This window comes from Paenibacillus mesophilus (assembly GCF_005938385.1).
In the GTDB taxonomy this organism is placed as follows: domain Bacteria; phylum Bacillota; class Bacilli; order Paenibacillales; family NBRC-103111; genus Paenibacillus_AB; species Paenibacillus_AB mesophilus.
In genome coordinates this window covers 75,687-91,267 of record NZ_VCRA01000009.1, presented here as the reverse complement: position 1 = coordinate 91,267, position 15,581 = coordinate 75,687, and the positions used below count along the sequence as shown (strand labels likewise).

At 54.5% G+C, this 15,581-nt stretch carries 13 protein-coding genes; 4 read left to right on the top strand and 9 right to left on the bottom strand.

The features are described 5' to 3' along the window. Positions 1-61 precede the first annotated feature (61 nt). The gene (nrdR, locus tag FE783_RS17605; RefSeq protein WP_138880699.1) at positions 62-535 is read right to left on the bottom strand and encodes a transcriptional regulator NrdR; all 474 of its coding nucleotides are present in this window, start codon (positions 533-535) and stop codon (positions 62-64) included. A gap of 176 nt (positions 536-711) precedes the next feature. On the opposite strand from nrdR, the gene FE783_RS17600 reads away from it, so the two are divergent. Then, positions 712-936 carry an alpha/beta-type small acid-soluble spore protein gene (locus FE783_RS17600; RefSeq protein WP_138880698.1) on the top strand — a complete coding sequence of 75 codons (225 nt, stop codon included), beginning with the start codon at positions 712-714 and terminating at the stop codon, positions 934-936. A gap of 95 nt (positions 937-1,031) precedes the next feature. Here FE783_RS17600 and FE783_RS17595 read toward each other — a convergent pair whose 3' ends face one another. The 6 genes from FE783_RS17595 to FE783_RS17570 form a co-directional block, all read right to left on the bottom strand. Then, entirely contained in the window at positions 1,032-1,604 is a 573-nt protein-coding gene (locus FE783_RS17595; protein WP_138880697.1) for a lytic transglycosylase domain-containing protein, read from the bottom strand. Next, positions 1,601-2,197 carry a dephospho-CoA kinase gene (gene coaE, locus FE783_RS17590; protein WP_138880696.1) on the bottom strand — a complete coding sequence of 199 codons (597 nt, stop codon included), beginning with the start codon at positions 2,195-2,197 and terminating at the stop codon, positions 1,601-1,603. The genes FE783_RS17595 and coaE overlap by 4 nt, the downstream gene beginning before the upstream one ends. A gap of 14 nt (positions 2,198-2,211) precedes the next feature. Then, positions 2,212-2,931, bottom strand: a complete 720-nt coding sequence (locus FE783_RS17585; RefSeq protein ID WP_138880695.1) for an MntP/YtaF family protein — start codon at positions 2,929-2,931, stop codon at positions 2,212-2,214. Positions 2,932-3,024: 93 nt separating this feature from the next. Then, positions 3,025-3,888 carry a DNA-formamidopyrimidine glycosylase gene (gene mutM, locus FE783_RS17580; protein ID WP_138880694.1) on the bottom strand — a complete coding sequence of 288 codons (864 nt, stop codon included), beginning with the start codon at positions 3,886-3,888 and terminating at the stop codon, positions 3,025-3,027. Positions 3,889-4,081: 193 nt separating this feature from the next. Continuing rightward, on the bottom strand, positions 4,082-5,149 hold the full coding sequence (locus FE783_RS17575) for an alpha/beta hydrolase family protein (protein ID WP_138880693.1): 1,068 nt from the start codon (positions 5,147-5,149) through the stop codon (positions 4,082-4,084). 50 nt (positions 5,150-5,199) lie between these two features. Continuing rightward, the gene (locus tag FE783_RS17570; protein WP_158301885.1) at positions 5,200-6,525 is read right to left on the bottom strand and encodes an ABC transporter substrate-binding protein; all 1,326 of its coding nucleotides are present in this window, start codon (positions 6,523-6,525) and stop codon (positions 5,200-5,202) included. Positions 6,526-6,754: 229 nt separating this feature from the next. Here FE783_RS17570 and FE783_RS17565 point away from each other — a divergent pair, with 229 nt between their 5' ends. Next, on the top strand, positions 6,755-7,588 hold the full coding sequence (locus FE783_RS17565; protein ID WP_138880691.1) for an AraC family transcriptional regulator: 834 nt from the start codon (positions 6,755-6,757) through the stop codon (positions 7,586-7,588). 90 nt (positions 7,589-7,678) lie between these two features. On the opposite strand, the gene polA is transcribed toward FE783_RS17565, so the two are convergent. Further along, positions 7,679-10,330 (bottom strand): DNA polymerase I, encoded by a 2,652-nt coding sequence (gene polA, locus FE783_RS17560; protein ID WP_138880690.1) that lies wholly within the window; start codon positions 10,328-10,330, stop codon positions 7,679-7,681. A gap of 110 nt (positions 10,331-10,440) precedes the next feature. Between polA and FE783_RS17555 the strand changes: the two genes are divergently transcribed. Then, complete coding sequence (locus FE783_RS17555) at positions 10,441-11,193, top strand: HAD family hydrolase (RefSeq protein ID WP_138880689.1); 753 nt, start codon at positions 10,441-10,443, stop codon at positions 11,191-11,193. A 101-nt stretch (positions 11,194-11,294) separates the two neighbouring features. Next, positions 11,295-12,026 (top strand): hypothetical protein, encoded by a 732-nt coding sequence (locus FE783_RS17550; protein ID WP_238403127.1) that lies wholly within the window; start codon positions 11,295-11,297, stop codon positions 12,024-12,026. Positions 12,027-13,224: 1,198 nt separating this feature from the next. Here FE783_RS17550 and FE783_RS17545 read toward each other — a convergent pair. Continuing rightward, positions 13,225-15,486, bottom strand: a complete 2,262-nt coding sequence (locus tag FE783_RS17545) for a GGDEF domain-containing protein (RefSeq protein WP_158301884.1) — start codon at positions 15,484-15,486, stop codon at positions 13,225-13,227. Positions 15,487-15,581 lie beyond the last annotated feature (95 nt).

The following is a 15,581-nucleotide window of genomic DNA, read 5'->3' as shown; positions in this document are numbered from 1 at the left end:
AACCGAATCCCGAAATGTCAAAAGAGCCTTTCTTTAGGAAGGCTCTTCCAGATGCGAACGATTATTTGCCCGGCGGCTCGGTATGTTTGCCGAGCAATTGGGTCAGTTCTTTCATAAACATATCGATGTCCTTGAATTGACGGTATACGGATGCGAACCGGACATAGGCGACCTCGTCGACCGGATACAACTGCTCCATGACGAGCTCGCCGATATCCCGGCTGGCTACCTCGGCGTGGGCTTGGCTGCGCATATCCTTCTCGACCTCCGATACGATCGCTTCCAGCTGCTCGACCGACACCGGCCGCTTCTCGCAAGCCCGGATCAGCCCGCGCAGCATTTTGTCGCGGCTGAATTCCTCCCGGCTTCCGTCCTTCTTGATGACGATAAGCGGCGTTTCCTCCACCATCTCGAAGGTGGTGAACCGTCGTTGGCATTTCTCGCATTCGCGGCGGCGCCGAATCGATTTGTTGTCGTTCGCCGGGCGGGAGTCAAGCACTTTCGTTCCGGAATAATCGCAAAAAGGGCATTTCATGACGACGGTTCCCTCCTCAGAGCTTTTGCGGAGCAAAAGCTAGCATCGTAAGCATAAACTGAGCTTTTGCGGAGCAAAAGCTGGCAAATCGTAAATCGTTTACCATTGAATACCTGTAATGAACTGCCGAATTCCGCACATAATACAATTACAATCGACGGAGGAGGTGAAACAAAATGGCACAAGGACAATCCCGTTCCAGCAACCAGCTTGTCGTTCCTCAAGCTAACGCTGCTCTTGACCAACTGAAATATGAAGTAGCTCAAGAGTTGGGTATTGCAATCCCTCAAGACGGTTACATGGGTAACATGGCTACCCGTGACGCCGGTGCGATCGGGGGTAACATTACTCGTAAGCTGGTGCAAATCGCCGAGCAGCAACTTGCCGGCCAAGCCCGCTAATTTTACTTTATGATACATGAGAAGTGCTGGACCCGCTTCCTTGCCGGAGCTTGTCCGGCACTTCTTCATTATGTTCAAGTATGTGCTCGCTTCCCTTACGCTGAGAACCGCTCGGCGTAAAGCTTGGCGTATTTGTCATAGTAATAAAGCACGCGCTGCACGTAATGTCTCGTTTCGCCGAACGGGATTTGCCCGATATGTTTGAGCGTTCCGTCCCAGGTTCCGTTCTCCAGCCATTTGCGGGCATTGCCGGGGCCTGCGTTGTAAGCGGCCAGCACGGCGATCTGGTTGTTGTCAAACTGATTATACAACGAATTCAAATACCAGGCACCTACTTCGATATTCACATCCCCGCGATGAAGCGAGCGTGACGTTTCTTCGGCATAGCCGGCCCGCTCCACGATCCACTCGGCCGTATCCGGCATGAGCTGCATCAATCCGACCGCGCCTTTCCTGGACACTTTGTCGGGATTGAAATTCGTTTCCACACGAATAATGGCAGCTATCAGAAACGGATCAACCTTGTAATTCTTCGCACTGATGGCGATATCCTGCTCGTACCGGATCGGATAAATCCATTTTCCGAGCCAGTCCGAATTGTAAAATAACAGCACCAGAAAAAAAACGAACAATAGAGCGAATACCCGTTTTTTTCGAAAAACCTTCATTCCGATTCCTTTCGTATCCAATATTCGTCCACTTGACGCTCGGTCTCTGCGATCGTGCCGCTGTTGTCGATGACCCTGTCGGCCAGCCTCCGTTTATCCTCGATCGGCATTTGCGCCGCCAGCCGGCTTTCCGCCTGCTGCAAGGTGATCCCGTCTCTCGCTTGAAGCCGGACAAGCTGCAGTTCACGAGGTATATAGACAAGAAGCGTCTCCTCGAACATAGGCTCCAGCTTTGATTCGAATAGAAGAGGAACGTCGACGACAACGAGCTTGTCCGGCGTGAGCCGCTCGGCCGTCTCCATCCGCTCGCGCATCAGCGCGCGAATCCGGGGGTGCAGCAGCCCTTCCAAATCTTTGCGTGCGGCCTCGTCCCGAAACACGATTTCGCCCAGCGCTTTCCGGTTCAAGCTGCCGTCCTCCTGCAGAACCCCTTGCCCGAACCGTTCGGCAACAAGCGCCAGCGCGGGGCTGCCGGGAAGCACCACTTCCCTGGCGATTTGATCGGCGTCGATCAAAATGGCTCCGCGCCGCACGAGCATGGCCGCGACCGTGCTTTTACCGCATGCTATTCCTCCGGTTAATCCGATATTCATAAGCGTCAGCGCCTTTACATCAATTTCAGAATACCCATTGCGATCAGAATGCAGCCCGGCAGCACCGAGAGCCTCTGCAGCCATCTCGTATCGGCGTAAGTCAATCCGACCCGCAGCCCCGTCGTGATGAACATACCGCTGGCGAGCGCAATGACCGCTGCCGTCGCCAGCGGAGCAAAGCCGATGAACGCCGCGCCGATCCCGGCACCGAAGGCGTCGAGCGACAGAGCCGCACCGAGCAGAACCGCTTCCGATGAAGAGATGTAGCCCGACCGGTCCACGTCCGCAAGAGACGGCGTGCGCAAAATTTCGATAACCAGTCCGAGCCTCTTCATCTCGATTCTCAGCACAGTGCGGATTCCGCCCGTCATGGACTGCGGCTCTATCGAGCCCCCCGCAGCCTGCACCGGCCCCGTCTCTCCGCCTTGCGTGACGGGATCGGCCTCCGGCGAATCGTTCTCCGGACGCTGTCTCCACATCTGCACGATGGCCCATAGACCGATTCCGATCAAAATAACCGCCCCGATCGCCGATGCGACGGACGGAGACAAAAACTTGGCGATGTAAACCCCGATTTGCATCGAAGCAAAAATGACGAGCCCCGAGCAAATGGAAATAATGACAATCGAGACAAACGGGATCCGGATTTTTCGAAGTCCATACATAACGCCGACACCGAATCCGTCGAGACTGACGGCAAGCGCCAATAAGGCCAACGATACAAAAGGCGGCATAAACACCCTCCTGTTCCCAAGCTTGCGTACCTAGGCGACCGTACGTACGATCATCCTATGAAGCTTCGAACGAATGGGTGCCACCCCGCGATTTCAATTCCGGGTCGAAGCCGATCTCGGGGCCGCTTTTCGTAAAGGCTGGCATTTCGGACAAAAATGGGTGCCACGTCCCGCCACCACGGTTTTGACGATCGGCTCCGCGCATCGGCCGCACGGTTCCCCTTTGCGGCCGTAAGCCGACAATTGCTGCTGAAACATGCCCATCTCGCCTTGTCCGTTCACGTAGGACTTGATGGACGAGCCGCCTGCCTCCACCGCCTCACGCAGCGTCGAGACGATTGAATCGTGCAGCGCCACAAGCTCCCGCTTCGTCAGCGTATCCGCCGCGCGCTCCGGATGAATGCCGGCTTTATAAAGCGCCTCATCGACATAAATATTGCCGAGCCCGGCGATATATTCCTGATTGAGCAGCAGCGGCTTGATCTTGGTCGGCTTGTCCGCGATAGCATCCCGAAGCTTGGCGATGCTGAAATCGGCGTCGAGCGGCTCCAGACCGAGCTTGCTGAGCGGCAGCTGCGCCAAATCGTCGCCCTGGTCGAACAGGTGCATCGTACCGAACTGGCGTACATCCTTATACCGCAGCTCGGTTCCGTCCGTAAACCGGAATATGACGTGGGTGTGCTTCTCGACCGGATCTTCGCCTGCATACACCCCGTAGCGGCCTTCCATTCGCAAATGCGAGACAAGCACGAGACCGTCAAGCAGCAGCCGCAAAAACTTGCCCCGCCGCTCCACGGAGCGGATCGCACGCCCTTCCAGCATCGTGCAGAAAGCCGCGATGTCGTCCGGACGCTGGATGATCCGGGGCAGCGACACGCTGACGCTTTGTATCGTCTTCCCCGTCACGAGTCCGGCGAGCGTCCGCCGAACCGTTTCCACCTCCGGCAATTCAGGCATAATCGTTCCTCCTTGAGTATCATGTCGCTATCGGAACTCGTTCAACGCTAAAAAAAGGGAGATCTTATACGGGTTCTATCCCATTATAAGCTCTCCCTTGAGTTTAACCAATATTATCGAAATTGTCATCCGGTCCGACTTGCCGCATGATGTCGCTTCGGCGCTTCTTCATTGAAAAGTGCTGACGGTAAGCTCATTGCCGGATATCGAACATGAACCGGACAAAAGGCCAAACCCGTTCCTTGTAATACCGGTGCCCGCCGTCTCCTTCATAAAGCTCGCAACGATCCGTCCCTTTGCGATCGATCGCTTCGTAAATGTTACGTACATGGGCGAAAGCCTCCCGGGTATGCCCGATCGGAAAGTCGGCGTCGCGGATGCCGTGTACGAACAGTACCGGCCGCGGCGCAATCAAGCCGGCTACATCGTAAATCTCTCCCAACTGCATGATGCCGGGGATGACGTTGCACAGGCAGTGGGGAACGTTCATCACGGAGCCGAGATACGTACAGAAGCACGAGCCCGGCATGCATACCGCGATCCGTTCGTCCAATGCGGCGGTATAGAAAGAGACGGTGCCTCCTCCCGAATTCCCGGTGATGGCGATGCGGCTTGTATCGATATCGGGACGGGTGAAAGCGTAATCGATTAGCCGCCCCATATCGTGCACTCTTTCGCCGATCAGCGTTCTTCCATACATGAAGGCGCGCTTCTGCAGCTCATCGCAAGAAGAAGTTTTGTTTTTGGAAAACTCCTCTTCCCTCGACATTTCCCAAAAACCCCGAACGTCCATGGCGATCACGGCGTACCCTTCCTTCACTGCCTGCAGAGCGATATCCCGTTCTCCGGCCAACGCCGCCTGCTTTTCGTCATCGCTCGCAAAGTTGCCCACATAGGTTTCTTTTCCCCTTCTGCCATGTCCGTGAGGAGTCAGCACGAGCGGGAAAGGCTTTGTACCGCTCTCGGGCAATAGCAGATAAAACGGAATCTCTACTCCGGGTTCTGCGGCAATATACATTTTCTCTCTGCGGTAACCCGGAAAATGGGCCACTTCCGTCGTTCTTGGAGAAAGAGGGAGATGTCGGCTCAGTTCCCTGATGCCGGTCAGCCCCGACAGGTCCGCGAGACGCTGCCGAAACGATTGCTGCCAACCGACCCAGTCCCCGCTTTCCGGCACGCGAGTATAATCGAACTCTCTCGCCACACTCCCCTTCAAGTTGCGCATGTAAGGGTCAGTCCCGAATAAAATAGTGTCCGCCATTTTTCATGCACCGCCTATCCGTGAAATAGCCTTTCGGCATATATCCGGCGCTATTTTTGCCCCGCAATATTATTGTTTATTTTCTCTTCCAATTCCCGCAGCGTCGTATTGATATCTTTGCCGTCGAGGTACTGATACATGGCATCTTCCAATGCGGTGCTGTTGGCGCCGAATTCAAATCGGGAGAAAACCGGAGAGGCGATGATCTTGCCTTTGTAAGCGCCCTCCAGATGCTTGCCTTGCAGGAAAGGCATCTCTTTTCCGAGCTGCTTTTTGATTTCCTCATTCGCGAGTACCGTCAATCTTCCCGTTTTTCGGGTGCTTTTCAACTGCACCTCGTCCGAAGTGAATACTTTCAACGCCAGCATCGCCTGATCTTTATGTTTGCTCGTTTTGGTAACCGAAAAAATATGGCTGTCCACGATGGTCGACACATTCGGAAACTCCCTGTAGCTCGGGTATTGAGCGAGATCCCACTCGAGCCCTTCCTTCATCGCATCTTCAAGGCCGAGCGCCAAAATGTTGACGGTTGCCAGCATCGCCGTGCTCTTTTCTTTCATGAATCTGTTGTAGGAGTTCGTACCTTTGGGGCGTTCATTGTTCGGGATCGTATAAACGGAGCGTACGAGGTCGAACGCCTTCCGCCAAGCATCCGTATTCACGGACGCTTTATCGGTTTTGCCGTCGACTTTAAGCGCCGCCAAAGGCCGTGCTACCCTCGAAACGGTTTCTGCGTCCAATCCGGCATATTTCACGCCGTTCTCCGAACGCGACAATTTTTTGGACAGCTCGATCGCCTCGTCCCAGAACAGGCCGTCTTTCGGGTAAGCGATGCCGAACCGGTCGAACAACGTTTTATTGTAGTACAGGGCGGTGAATTGGTAGGTGAAGGGCAGAGCGATCAACGTTCCTTCCTTGGAAACGGCTTTGATCGAATCCATAACCGCCGGATCGAATCGCGACTGATCGATTTGATGCAGCTTGATCAGCGGAGTCATATCCATCAACAAATCCTGCAAATAATATTGTGGCAATATGCCGTTAAATGCATAGATGATATCCGGAGTTTCGCCCGAAGCAATCAATGAATCGATTGTAACACCTTTTCCCGGTCTTTGGATTTCTAATGAAATATGGGGATATTTGTTCTTTAACGGTTCGGCCCATATCTCTTTCACTTCCGCATCCGTAAGGGATTGCTGCAGAAATACCCGCAAAGTGACGGGCGTCGTATCGATAGCGGGTTCTTTTCCGTTGCTGCCGGGTTCATCCGAAACGTTTGTTTGTTTGCCGCATCCGGAAAGCGCTATCATTATCGCGATGATAAACAGCGCCATACCTCGCAAATTCCGTTTCCGTTTTGTATAAACGTTCATTCGTTTGCTCACCCTTTCATCTTGTATACCGGTCCTCCGCGAATGCCAAGCCTGCTGCGTACTTACCGCCCCCGTCCCTATTTCATCTCTGCCGCTTTCATGAATGCGCATATCCAATATAGTATAAAAAAGCCATGGGTTCTTCGGGTTTTTTTGCCTTTTCTGCGAAAAAAGCGGTTTACTTTGCTCTCTTTGTTATGATACGTTCAAAACCAAAGGAGCGAGGACAATGGTTCACAAATTGACGTTAAGCGGAGATTTTTATTTGGAGGAAAGCGTCAAAACTTCGGAGGAAATGCGGGCGCCCCATTTTCATGAAATGTATGAGATGTATTACCTCATTTCCGGGGAGCGGAATTATTTGATCGGAAACCGGACGTACAAAGTTTCGCCGGGCGATTTGTTATTCATTCCCACTTATGAAATTCATCGGGCAACGAATACTTCGGTCCCCTTCCACGAAAGAATTGTGATCAACTTCACGAAACGATTCCTTGCACAGGATGCCGTATGGCTCGATGACGAGCAGTCCCCATTTACTACCGGCACACACCTTCTGTCCTTGCCCGTGCATATTCAGAAAAAGGTCGAGGAAATACTGGATCGAATGGTGATCGAATACCGGACAAAAGATAAAGGATTCGATACAAGCATCAAAAGCGCCCTTCTTGAACTGCTGATTCTCAGTTTGCGGCAAAACAGGGACATCATGAACGAGCCTATCGAATATCCTACCCCAACACACCAGAAAATATCCGAGATCATCCGATATATAAATGAAAACTGCGGAAAGCCGATTACCCTGATGTCGCTGTCGGACCGGTTCTTCATCAGCCCCTATTACTTAAGCAGACTGTTTAAAAGCACGACCGGATTCACTTATGTGGAATATTTGACTACGGTAAGGATAAAGAACGCGCAAAGGCTGTTGCGCGAAACGAATTGGAAGATGAACCGCATTATGGAAGAAGTCGGTTTGCATGACCCTGCGCATTTCGGTAAAATTTTCAAAAAAATGTCCCGCTGTACCCCGATGCAATACCGCAAAATGTACCGAAAATAGCCGGAAGCCCGCTCCGTAAAAAAAAGCGAACAACCGGAAACATAAGCTTCCCTGTTGTTCGCTTGATCGCAAGCTTTATATTCAGTTTCGTTACTTAGCCTCGTACCAGTTCTCGCCGTAATTGACGTCGACCTTGAGCGGCACGTCGAGCGCGAGCGCGCTCTCCATCACTTCCGGGACAAGCCGCTTCATCAGCTCGAGCTCGTCCTGCGGAACCTCGAATACGAGCTCATCGTGTACTTGCAACAGCATCCGGCTTCTGACGTTCTCGCCCTTCATCCGCTCGGCGATCTGCACCATCGCCAGCTTGATAATGTCGGCGGCGGAGCCTTGGATCGGCGAGTTCATCGCCGTCCGTTCCGCGAACGAGCGCAGATTGAAGTTGGACGCGTTAATTTCCGGCAAGTACCGGCGGCGCTGCAGCAGTGTCGTCACGTATCCGTTCGTACGCGCCTGCTTGACGATATCGTCCATATAGTGCCGCACCCCTTGGAAGACGGCGAAATATTGCTCGATAAACTGTCCCGCTTCCTTGCGCGTAATGTTCAGGTTTTGCGACAAGCCGTAGTCGCTGATGCCGTATACGATGCCGAAGTTGACCGCTTTCGCCTGGCGGCGCATGTTCGAATCGACTTCCGCCTCGGACACGCCGAACACGTCCATGGCCGTCTTCGTATGAACGTCCATGTCGTTCAGGAACGCTTCCTTCAAATTTGTGTCCCCGGAAATATGGGCGAGGACGCGCAGCTCGATTTGCGAATAGTCGGCGGCCAGAATGCTCCAGCCGGGCTCCTGAGGCACGAACACTTTGCGGATTTTGCGTCCTTCCTCGAGCCGGATCGGAATATTTTGCAAATTCGGGAACTGGCTGCTTAGCCGCCCCGTCGCGGCGATCGTCTGCTGGTAATACGTATGCACTTTGCCGGTTTCCTCGCGGATCTCCTTGAGCAGACCTTCCACGTAAGTGGACTGCAGCTTCGCCAGCTGCCGGTAGTTCAGAATGCTGGAGACGACCTCGTGGTATGGAGCCAGCTTTTCCAGCACCTCGGCGTCCGTCGAGTACCCGGTCTTCGTCTTCTTGATGACCGGCAGGCCGAGCTTGTCGAACAATATTTCGCCGAGCTGCTTGGGCGAGTTCAGATTAAACTCCATGCCGGCACCCCTGTATATGCCCTCTGCGAGCTTCTCGATCGCTTTGCCCAGATCGCCTCCGAGCTGCTTCAGTCCGTCCGCGTTGACCCGGATGCCCTGCTTCTCCATGGAAGCGAGTACGCGGGCGAGCGGAAATTCGAGCTCGTAATACAGCCGGTTCATTTCGTTTTTCTCCAGCTCGTCCTTCAGAACGGGCACGAGTCGAGCCAGCAGGTCGGCCTTGCGGCTAATATGCTCGCTGAGCCGTCCGACTTCGGGAACTTTGAATTTCGCGCCTTTGCCGTATACATCCTCGTCAGCCGGGATCGGGGAAAGCTTGTACCGTCCGGCCAGCTCGTGGAGCGTATGCGTCGATTCGGTCGGATCGAGCAAATAAGCCGCGATCAGCACGTCGAACGAAACGCCGCGAAGCGGAACGCCTTTCCAGTGAAGCGCCACTTCCGTCCGGTGCATGTCGTATACGATTTTGGGTGCATGCTCGTTCGCGAGGAAATCCCGCAAAGCCCCGGCTTCGGGCGTATCCAACAGCTCGGCCGGCACGAACAGGCTTGTTCCTTTCGAGGTGAGGAGAGACAAGCCGATCACTTCGGACACGTGCGGATTTTCCCCGACGATTTCGATATGAACGGCTTCCACGTCATGAAGGTCGTCGGCCAACATCCCGAGCGATTCCTTCGTGACGATCTTGATCTCGATTGCCGTCTGCGCTCCTTCGTCCAACGGCGCACCCGCCGACAAATCCATCTTCTCCAGCAGCGACTTGAACTCCAGCTTACGGAACATGGCGCCCAGCGTCGGACCTTCATAGCCCCCGTACTGCAGCTCGTCCAGCTTCATCTCCACCGGCACCTCGCGGAAAATGGTCGCGAGCTCCTTGGACATACGCGCGTCTTCGGCATGCTCTTTGATTTTGTCCTGCATTTTGCCGCTTATTTCATCGGCCTTGGCCAGCACTTCCTCGACGGTGCCGTATTGATGCAGCAGCTTCAGCGCCGTCTTCTCGCCTACGCCCGGAATGCCCGGTATATTGTCGGAGGCGTCGCCCATCAAGCCTTTCAAATCGATGATCTGCTTGGGGACGAGCCCGTATTTTTCGGAAATGGCCTCTGGGGTGTATCGGTCCACCTCGCTGACGCCTTTGCGGGTCAAAGCGATCGTTACATGCTCCGATGCGAGCTGCAGCATATCTTTGTCGCCGCTGACGACGATGACCTGCAGTCCTCTCTCGTCGGCGAGCCGCGTCATCGTGCCGATAATGTCGTCCGCCTCGTAGCCGGGCAGCTCGAACTGGGGAATGCCGAACGATTGGACCAGCTCCCGAATGAGCGGGAATTGTTCGGACAGCTCCGGCGGAGTTTTCGCCCGTCCGCCCTTGTAATCCTTGTATTCCGTATGCCGGAACGTCACCTTCCCGGCGTCGAACGCCACGAGGAAGTGCGTCGGCTTCTCCTCCTCGATCAATTTGAGCAGCATCGTCGTAAAGCCGAATACGGCGTTCGTATGCAATCCGCTGGAATTGCTGAGCAGCGGGAGCGCATAAAACGCCCGGCTCGCGATACTGTTGCCGTCGATCAATATCAACTTTTCCATTACGCACACCCCATTCCTGAAATCCTCCCTCCATCATAGCATAACGGGTTCCACATATGAACAACCATGCCCCGCATACTTATAGTAGATAGGGAAAGGAGGCGGAGGGAGTGAAACGCACGTTTACTCCGCGCAATACGAAAGCCGTTTTTTTCGACATGAACAATACGTTGATCGATCCGGGTGCGTCGTTCGACTCGTGTTTCTTGAATGTGCTAGTCGACTTTGCCGGCCGCTGGGATGACGGCGACGGACAATGGGAGCCCCGGCATGTGCTGGAAACGTACAAGACCGAATGGAACAAAAAGAAAGGCCGTTTGACCACCCCGGAGGAGTTGGAGAAAGCGAAGAAGCAATGTCTGGAAACCGCGCTGCGTCATTATCCGTTTCAGGTGAACGAAGCGTTCACGGCTTCCTTCTTCCGGGAGATGCGCAACCAGATGCGCGAGCATGCCGTCCCGTTCCCGCACGCGCGCGATACGGTCGCGAAGCTGTCCGAGCATTACAAAATCGGCATCATTACGAACGGCCGCAAGGAGCATCAGGAGAAAGTGCTCGGCAAGCTGAGCTTGTCGGCATACGTTGCCGGGGACCGGATATTCGCCTCGAACCATGGAGGCGTCCGCAAGCCGAATCCGGCCATTTTCCTGGCGGCGGTGCGCTCTATGAGCATTCGTGCGTCCGAAGGGGTTATGGTCGGGGATTCTTGGAAAAACGATGTGACTGGGGCGCTGAAATCCGGGATGAACGCGGTATGGCTCAATCGTCCGGGCGGCACGAATCAGTCCCGGCGCAAAGTCGGCAAATTGGAGGTGCCGGTCGTAGGCGGCTTCAAGGAATTGGGCGAGCTGTTCGGAAGTTGAACGAATTCGTGATAGAATGAAACGCAAGAGACGAAGAACGTCCCGATCCATTCCGATGAATGGATACGGGGCGTTTTCTTATTTTCCGAAGGGGTGAATCTATGATTTTCGAAGAAACGCATCAGGCATGGGTCCGGCACCATCTCGAGTCGAGGACCGGGGAACGAAGAGCCCGTCTGGAACGGGGACATAGTCATGGGGAAACGTTGTTTCTCAAAAACGTATGGTGGCCGTTAAGGGGGAGCTTCGATCGCCTCCATCCGGAATACGAAGTGCTCGATTGGCGAGGACGGTCGTATTTCGCGGATCTGGCTTGGCTGCCGGGTTATGCGAAGCTTTTATTCGAGATTAAAGGCTACGCGTCGCACGTACGGGACATGGACCGGCTCAAGTTCTGCAACGAATTGAACCGCGAAACGTTTCTCTACGCTATGGGATACCATGTGATTTCGTTCGCTTACGATGATGTCGAGCAGCGTCCGGACGTATGCATCGCTTTGCTGAGAATGGTGCTGAGCCGGTATACGCCCGGCCAGGCGCCGGTCTCTCGCGCACTGCTCGCCGAGAAAGAAATCGTGCGGCTCGCCATCCAGCTCGCCCGGCCGATCAAGCCCAAGGACGTGGAGCGGCATTTCGATATCGATCATCGAACGGCCGTCCTGATGCTGCAGAAGCTGTGCACCAAAGGATGGCTTCAACCGTCTTTGCCACTTAGAGCGAAAGAAAGCCGCGAAGCTCCTTCTGATTCCGGGGCCCCGGCACCTATTCGCGGCAAAAGAGAAAGGATTGTCCGGTACGATTTGGCTTGCGATGTGTTGGATAGGTTGGATTAGGGCCACATTTGCGGAGGGAATGCACATCCTCAAGGGAGAGCGAGCTGCACTATGACGGAATATGGGCGTCGCAAGGATGTATCAAAGCGTCAGCCTGCGTTTAGTTTTGGCTAGCGGATGACGGTGTTGCCAATCTGTACTAGCATCCTTCTCCCGTTTGACGCTAAGTGGAAAACATGATGTTATTTTTCAGGTTTGAGCCCTTTTCTTTGTCTCTTACTGGAAAAGGTACAGGTAATTTGGGCAAATGGGCTCCATTTCCCGACATTTCGCAGAAATAGATGTACCTTTTCCAGTTAGAAGCGTCAATTATGCTAGTTGAGCGATTTATAATGGATGTTTTCCATTTGAGTAAATTAGTTGGATTTAACGAGGGAGACAGCGGCGCCTATCTGTACTAGCATCCGTCTCCCGTTTGACGCTAAGTGGAAAACATGATGTTATTTTTCAGGTTTGACCCCTTTTCTTTGCCTCTTACTGGAAAAGGTACAGGTAATTGTGCAAATGGGCTCCGTTTCCGATAAACCGCCGAAAATAGATGTACCTTTTCCAGTTAGAAGCGTCAATTTTGCTAATTGAGCGATTTATAATGGATGTTTTCCATTTGAGTGAATTAGTTGGATTTAACGAGGGAGACAGCGGCACCTATCTGTACTAAGCCATCCGTCTCCCCTTTGACGCTAAGTGGAAAACATGATGTTATTTTTCAGGTTTGAGCCCTTTTCTTTGTCTCTTACTGGAAAAGGTACAGGTAATTTGTGCAAATGGGCTCCATTTCCCGACATTTCGCAGAAATAGATGTACCTTTTCCAGTTAGAAGCGTCAATTTTGCTAATTGAGCGATTTATAATGGATGTTTTCCATTTAAGTGAAACGGGTGCGGTGAGGGGAGCGACGAACATGGGTGCTAGCACGGGGGATTAGTGAATGACAGGTAAGTCAGAGGCTACGAGAGGCTAACCGGGGCTGGCGAGTGGGGAGAGGCTGGCGGGAGGCTAGCGAGTGGCTGGTGGGGGCCGGCGAGGGGCCAGCAAGAGCCCAGCGAGAGGCCCGCGAGAGGCCCCCAGCCAACCGGCACAGATAGCTGCCTGCAGCAAGAGGCATCCGATAAAGCTACAGCGACGATACAAGCAACATGCGCGGACCCAGCCGTTACATGCTGCCCCAGCCCGCCTCCGTCCCCAACGAAAAAAAGCCTTCAGTTGCCAAATGGCAATTGCAAGCTTTCCCGACGGTCCTGGCAATTCACGACCGGCTCCCCGATCCGCTCGTAAAAGTAAATGCTTCCCATGTGTGCCTTGGCCCGCTTCTTCAGCTTGGCCGCTTCGCTCGATATGTACTCTGCCGTAATCGCCGAGCAGCATTCGCATATGATCAGCGACAACGAAATGTTGACGCGGTCCGTCTGCACCTCCTTGCCATCCCGGTCTACAACCCGGGCGGACTCATCCGGATCGAGGAATGCGGTTATGCCCGCATCGAACCGGCGGATCATCTCCTCGCACAGCTTGTTAGGCGATTCCGACCGCGACATGACGATGAAATCGTCGCCTCCGATATGGCCGACAAAGTCGTCCGGCAGCCCGTGAAGGACGGACGTTTCCCGCAGCAGCTCAGCCGTAAACTGGATCAGCTCGTCCCCTTTCTGAAACCCGTACCGGTCGTTGAACCATTTGAAAAAATCGAGATCGGCGTAGATGACGGAAAATTTGCGGTTATCCATAATCCGCTTGTTCAATTCGCGCTGAATTTGCTGGTTGCCGGGCAACCCGGTCAGCGGATTGGCGATGCGGGCATATTCGATCCGCACTTTCGTGATCGATTCGAGAATGGAGCGGACCGAAGCTACGCCGATAAACTGCTCGCCGCTAGTGACGATCACGTAGTCGTACAAATGGGTCGTTTCCCGCGCCGTGGACATTTGCGACACCTGATCGAGCGGCAGGAGCTCGTCCACGATCAGCGGATTCGGGTCCATCAGCCGGAGGATGGGCCGGTTCCAATATAACGGAATGCCGTACTGGCCGGCAAGCTGCTGGAACAGCTTCTCCCTCATCACGAGGCCGACCGGCGTTCCGCCCGTCACGACGACCGCAGCCAGCTCATTCTCGTTGTCCTTGAAGTGGCGGGCCACCTCCGATATGCGGGTTCCCGGCTCGAAAGTCCGGATCGGCGAGGCGATCGCCCCGATCGACGGGAAGCCGTTCGAGCCCCGAAGCCGCTGCTGATTGCGGATTTGCTCGACAAGCCGTGTCTCGATCCGTTCCATGCCGCGGGCCGGACGGGCGAGCAAATACCCTTGCCCGAAATGGATGCCCATCTGCATCAGCTTGAACAGCTCGTCCGCCTGTTCGATCCCTTCCGCGATGATGCGGATGTTCATTTTGTCGGCGAAGGCGACGAACGTTTCGAGCATATGCTCCTTGATTTTATCTTTGTGAATGTTATGGATGAGCGAACGGTCCACCTTGATGTAGTCCGGGTGCAGCTCGGCGATCGCCTGCAGCGAGGAATAGCCGGCGCCCGCGTCGTCGATGGCGATCTGGTACCCTTGGCTGCGGTAATGCTGCAATATTTTTTTGGCGGTCGAGAAATCCTCGATCGAGCTTCGCTCCGTAATCTCGAATACGACATTATGCGGCGACAGCCCGCGCTCCTTCAGCAGCCGCAGCGTCCGGCCGGGCGTGAAGTGCGGGTCGTGGATGACATGGGCGGGAATGTTGATGAAGACGCGCTGCTCCTTATGCAGGTCCGCGCATCCGGCTACCGCCTTCTCTCTCGCCAGCCGGTCCAGCGTATACAGCAAGCCTTCCCCTTCGGCGAATTTGAACAGCTCCACAGGAGACTCGAAATCGGTGCCTTCCGGTCCGCGGGTCAGCGATTCGTAACCGAAGATGCTTCCGTCGGCCAACGATACGATCGGCTGATACACGGCATGAATCGTCTGATGCTCGAGAATGGACAGAAATCGTTCGGTTCTCGATACGCTTTCGCCGGAGCGCGGAACCGGAGAACGTCTCGCCTCGCGAATCGCCTGTTTGGCGCCGTCATACACGATTTTGCCCGTATCGGCATGATCCCCCGGCGCCAGGAATGCGCAGCCTATCTGGAAAATCAAGGAATCCGTCCCGAATGCGTCGGCTAACCGCTGCTCCAGCCGCAGCTTGATCTGCATGCCGATTTCACGGATATGAAACCCGGCATCCGGCACTCCGGATTCCAAACCGATATACAGGAAAAAGTCGTCGCCTACCGCTTTGAACAAAAATAACGACGTCCATTCCCGGCTGCATGCCTGCAAAACCGAATCGACGGACGCAGCGACCGATTCGGCGAACCGCCTACCCCCAAGCTGCTCCGGCTCGGGATAGCGGGCGATATCCAGCACGACGAGCCCCGTAGCCCCGCGCTCCATCCGTTTCGCGATCAGATCCAGTTCCTGCTTGCTCAAACCGAGCATGACCATCCCTCACCCGCATTGTTGTGTATGTGTCGGACCGGAATAGCCGAAAGTGTAGGCTGTGCATGGAGCAGCCGCTTCCGGTCCGACGCTTG

Bases quoted from the DNA above. Each gene is read 5' to 3' on its own strand.
- FE783_RS17575 (WP_138880693.1), bottom strand. From the start codon at position 5,149: ATGGCGGACACTATTTTATTCGGGACTGACCCTTACATGCGCAACTTG.
- FE783_RS17600 (WP_138880698.1), top strand. From the start codon at position 712: ATGGCACAAGGACAATCCCGTTCCAGCAACCAGCTTGTCGTTCCTCAA.
- FE783_RS17595 (WP_138880697.1), bottom strand. From the start codon at position 1,604: ATGAAGGTTTTTCGAAAAAAACGGGTATTCGCTCTATTGTTCGTTTTT.
- polA (WP_138880690.1), bottom strand. From the start codon at position 10,330: ATGGAAAAGTTGATATTGATCGACGGCAACAGTATCGCGAGCCGGGCG.
- FE783_RS17545 (WP_158301884.1), bottom strand. From the start codon at position 15,486: ATGCTCGGTTTGAGCAAGCAGGAACTGGATCTGATCGCGAAACGGATG.
- FE783_RS17565 (WP_138880691.1), top strand. From the start codon at position 6,755: ATGGTTCACAAATTGACGTTAAGCGGAGATTTTTATTTGGAGGAAAGC.
- FE783_RS17550 (WP_238403127.1), top strand. From the start codon at position 11,295: ATGATTTTCGAAGAAACGCATCAGGCATGGGTCCGGCACCATCTCGAG.
- coaE (WP_138880696.1), bottom strand. From the start codon at position 2,197: ATGAATATCGGATTAACCGGAGGAATAGCATGCGGTAAAAGCACGGTC.
- FE783_RS17570 (WP_158301885.1), bottom strand. From the start codon at position 6,525: ATGAACGTTTATACAAAACGGAAACGGAATTTGCGAGGTATGGCGCTG.
- mutM (WP_138880694.1), bottom strand. From the start codon at position 3,888: ATGCCTGAATTGCCGGAGGTGGAAACGGTTCGGCGGACGCTCGCCGGA.
- nrdR (WP_138880699.1), bottom strand. From the start codon at position 535: ATGAAATGCCCTTTTTGCGATTATTCCGGAACGAAAGTGCTTGACTCC.
- FE783_RS17585 (WP_138880695.1), bottom strand. From the start codon at position 2,931: ATGCCGCCTTTTGTATCGTTGGCCTTATTGGCGCTTGCCGTCAGTCTC.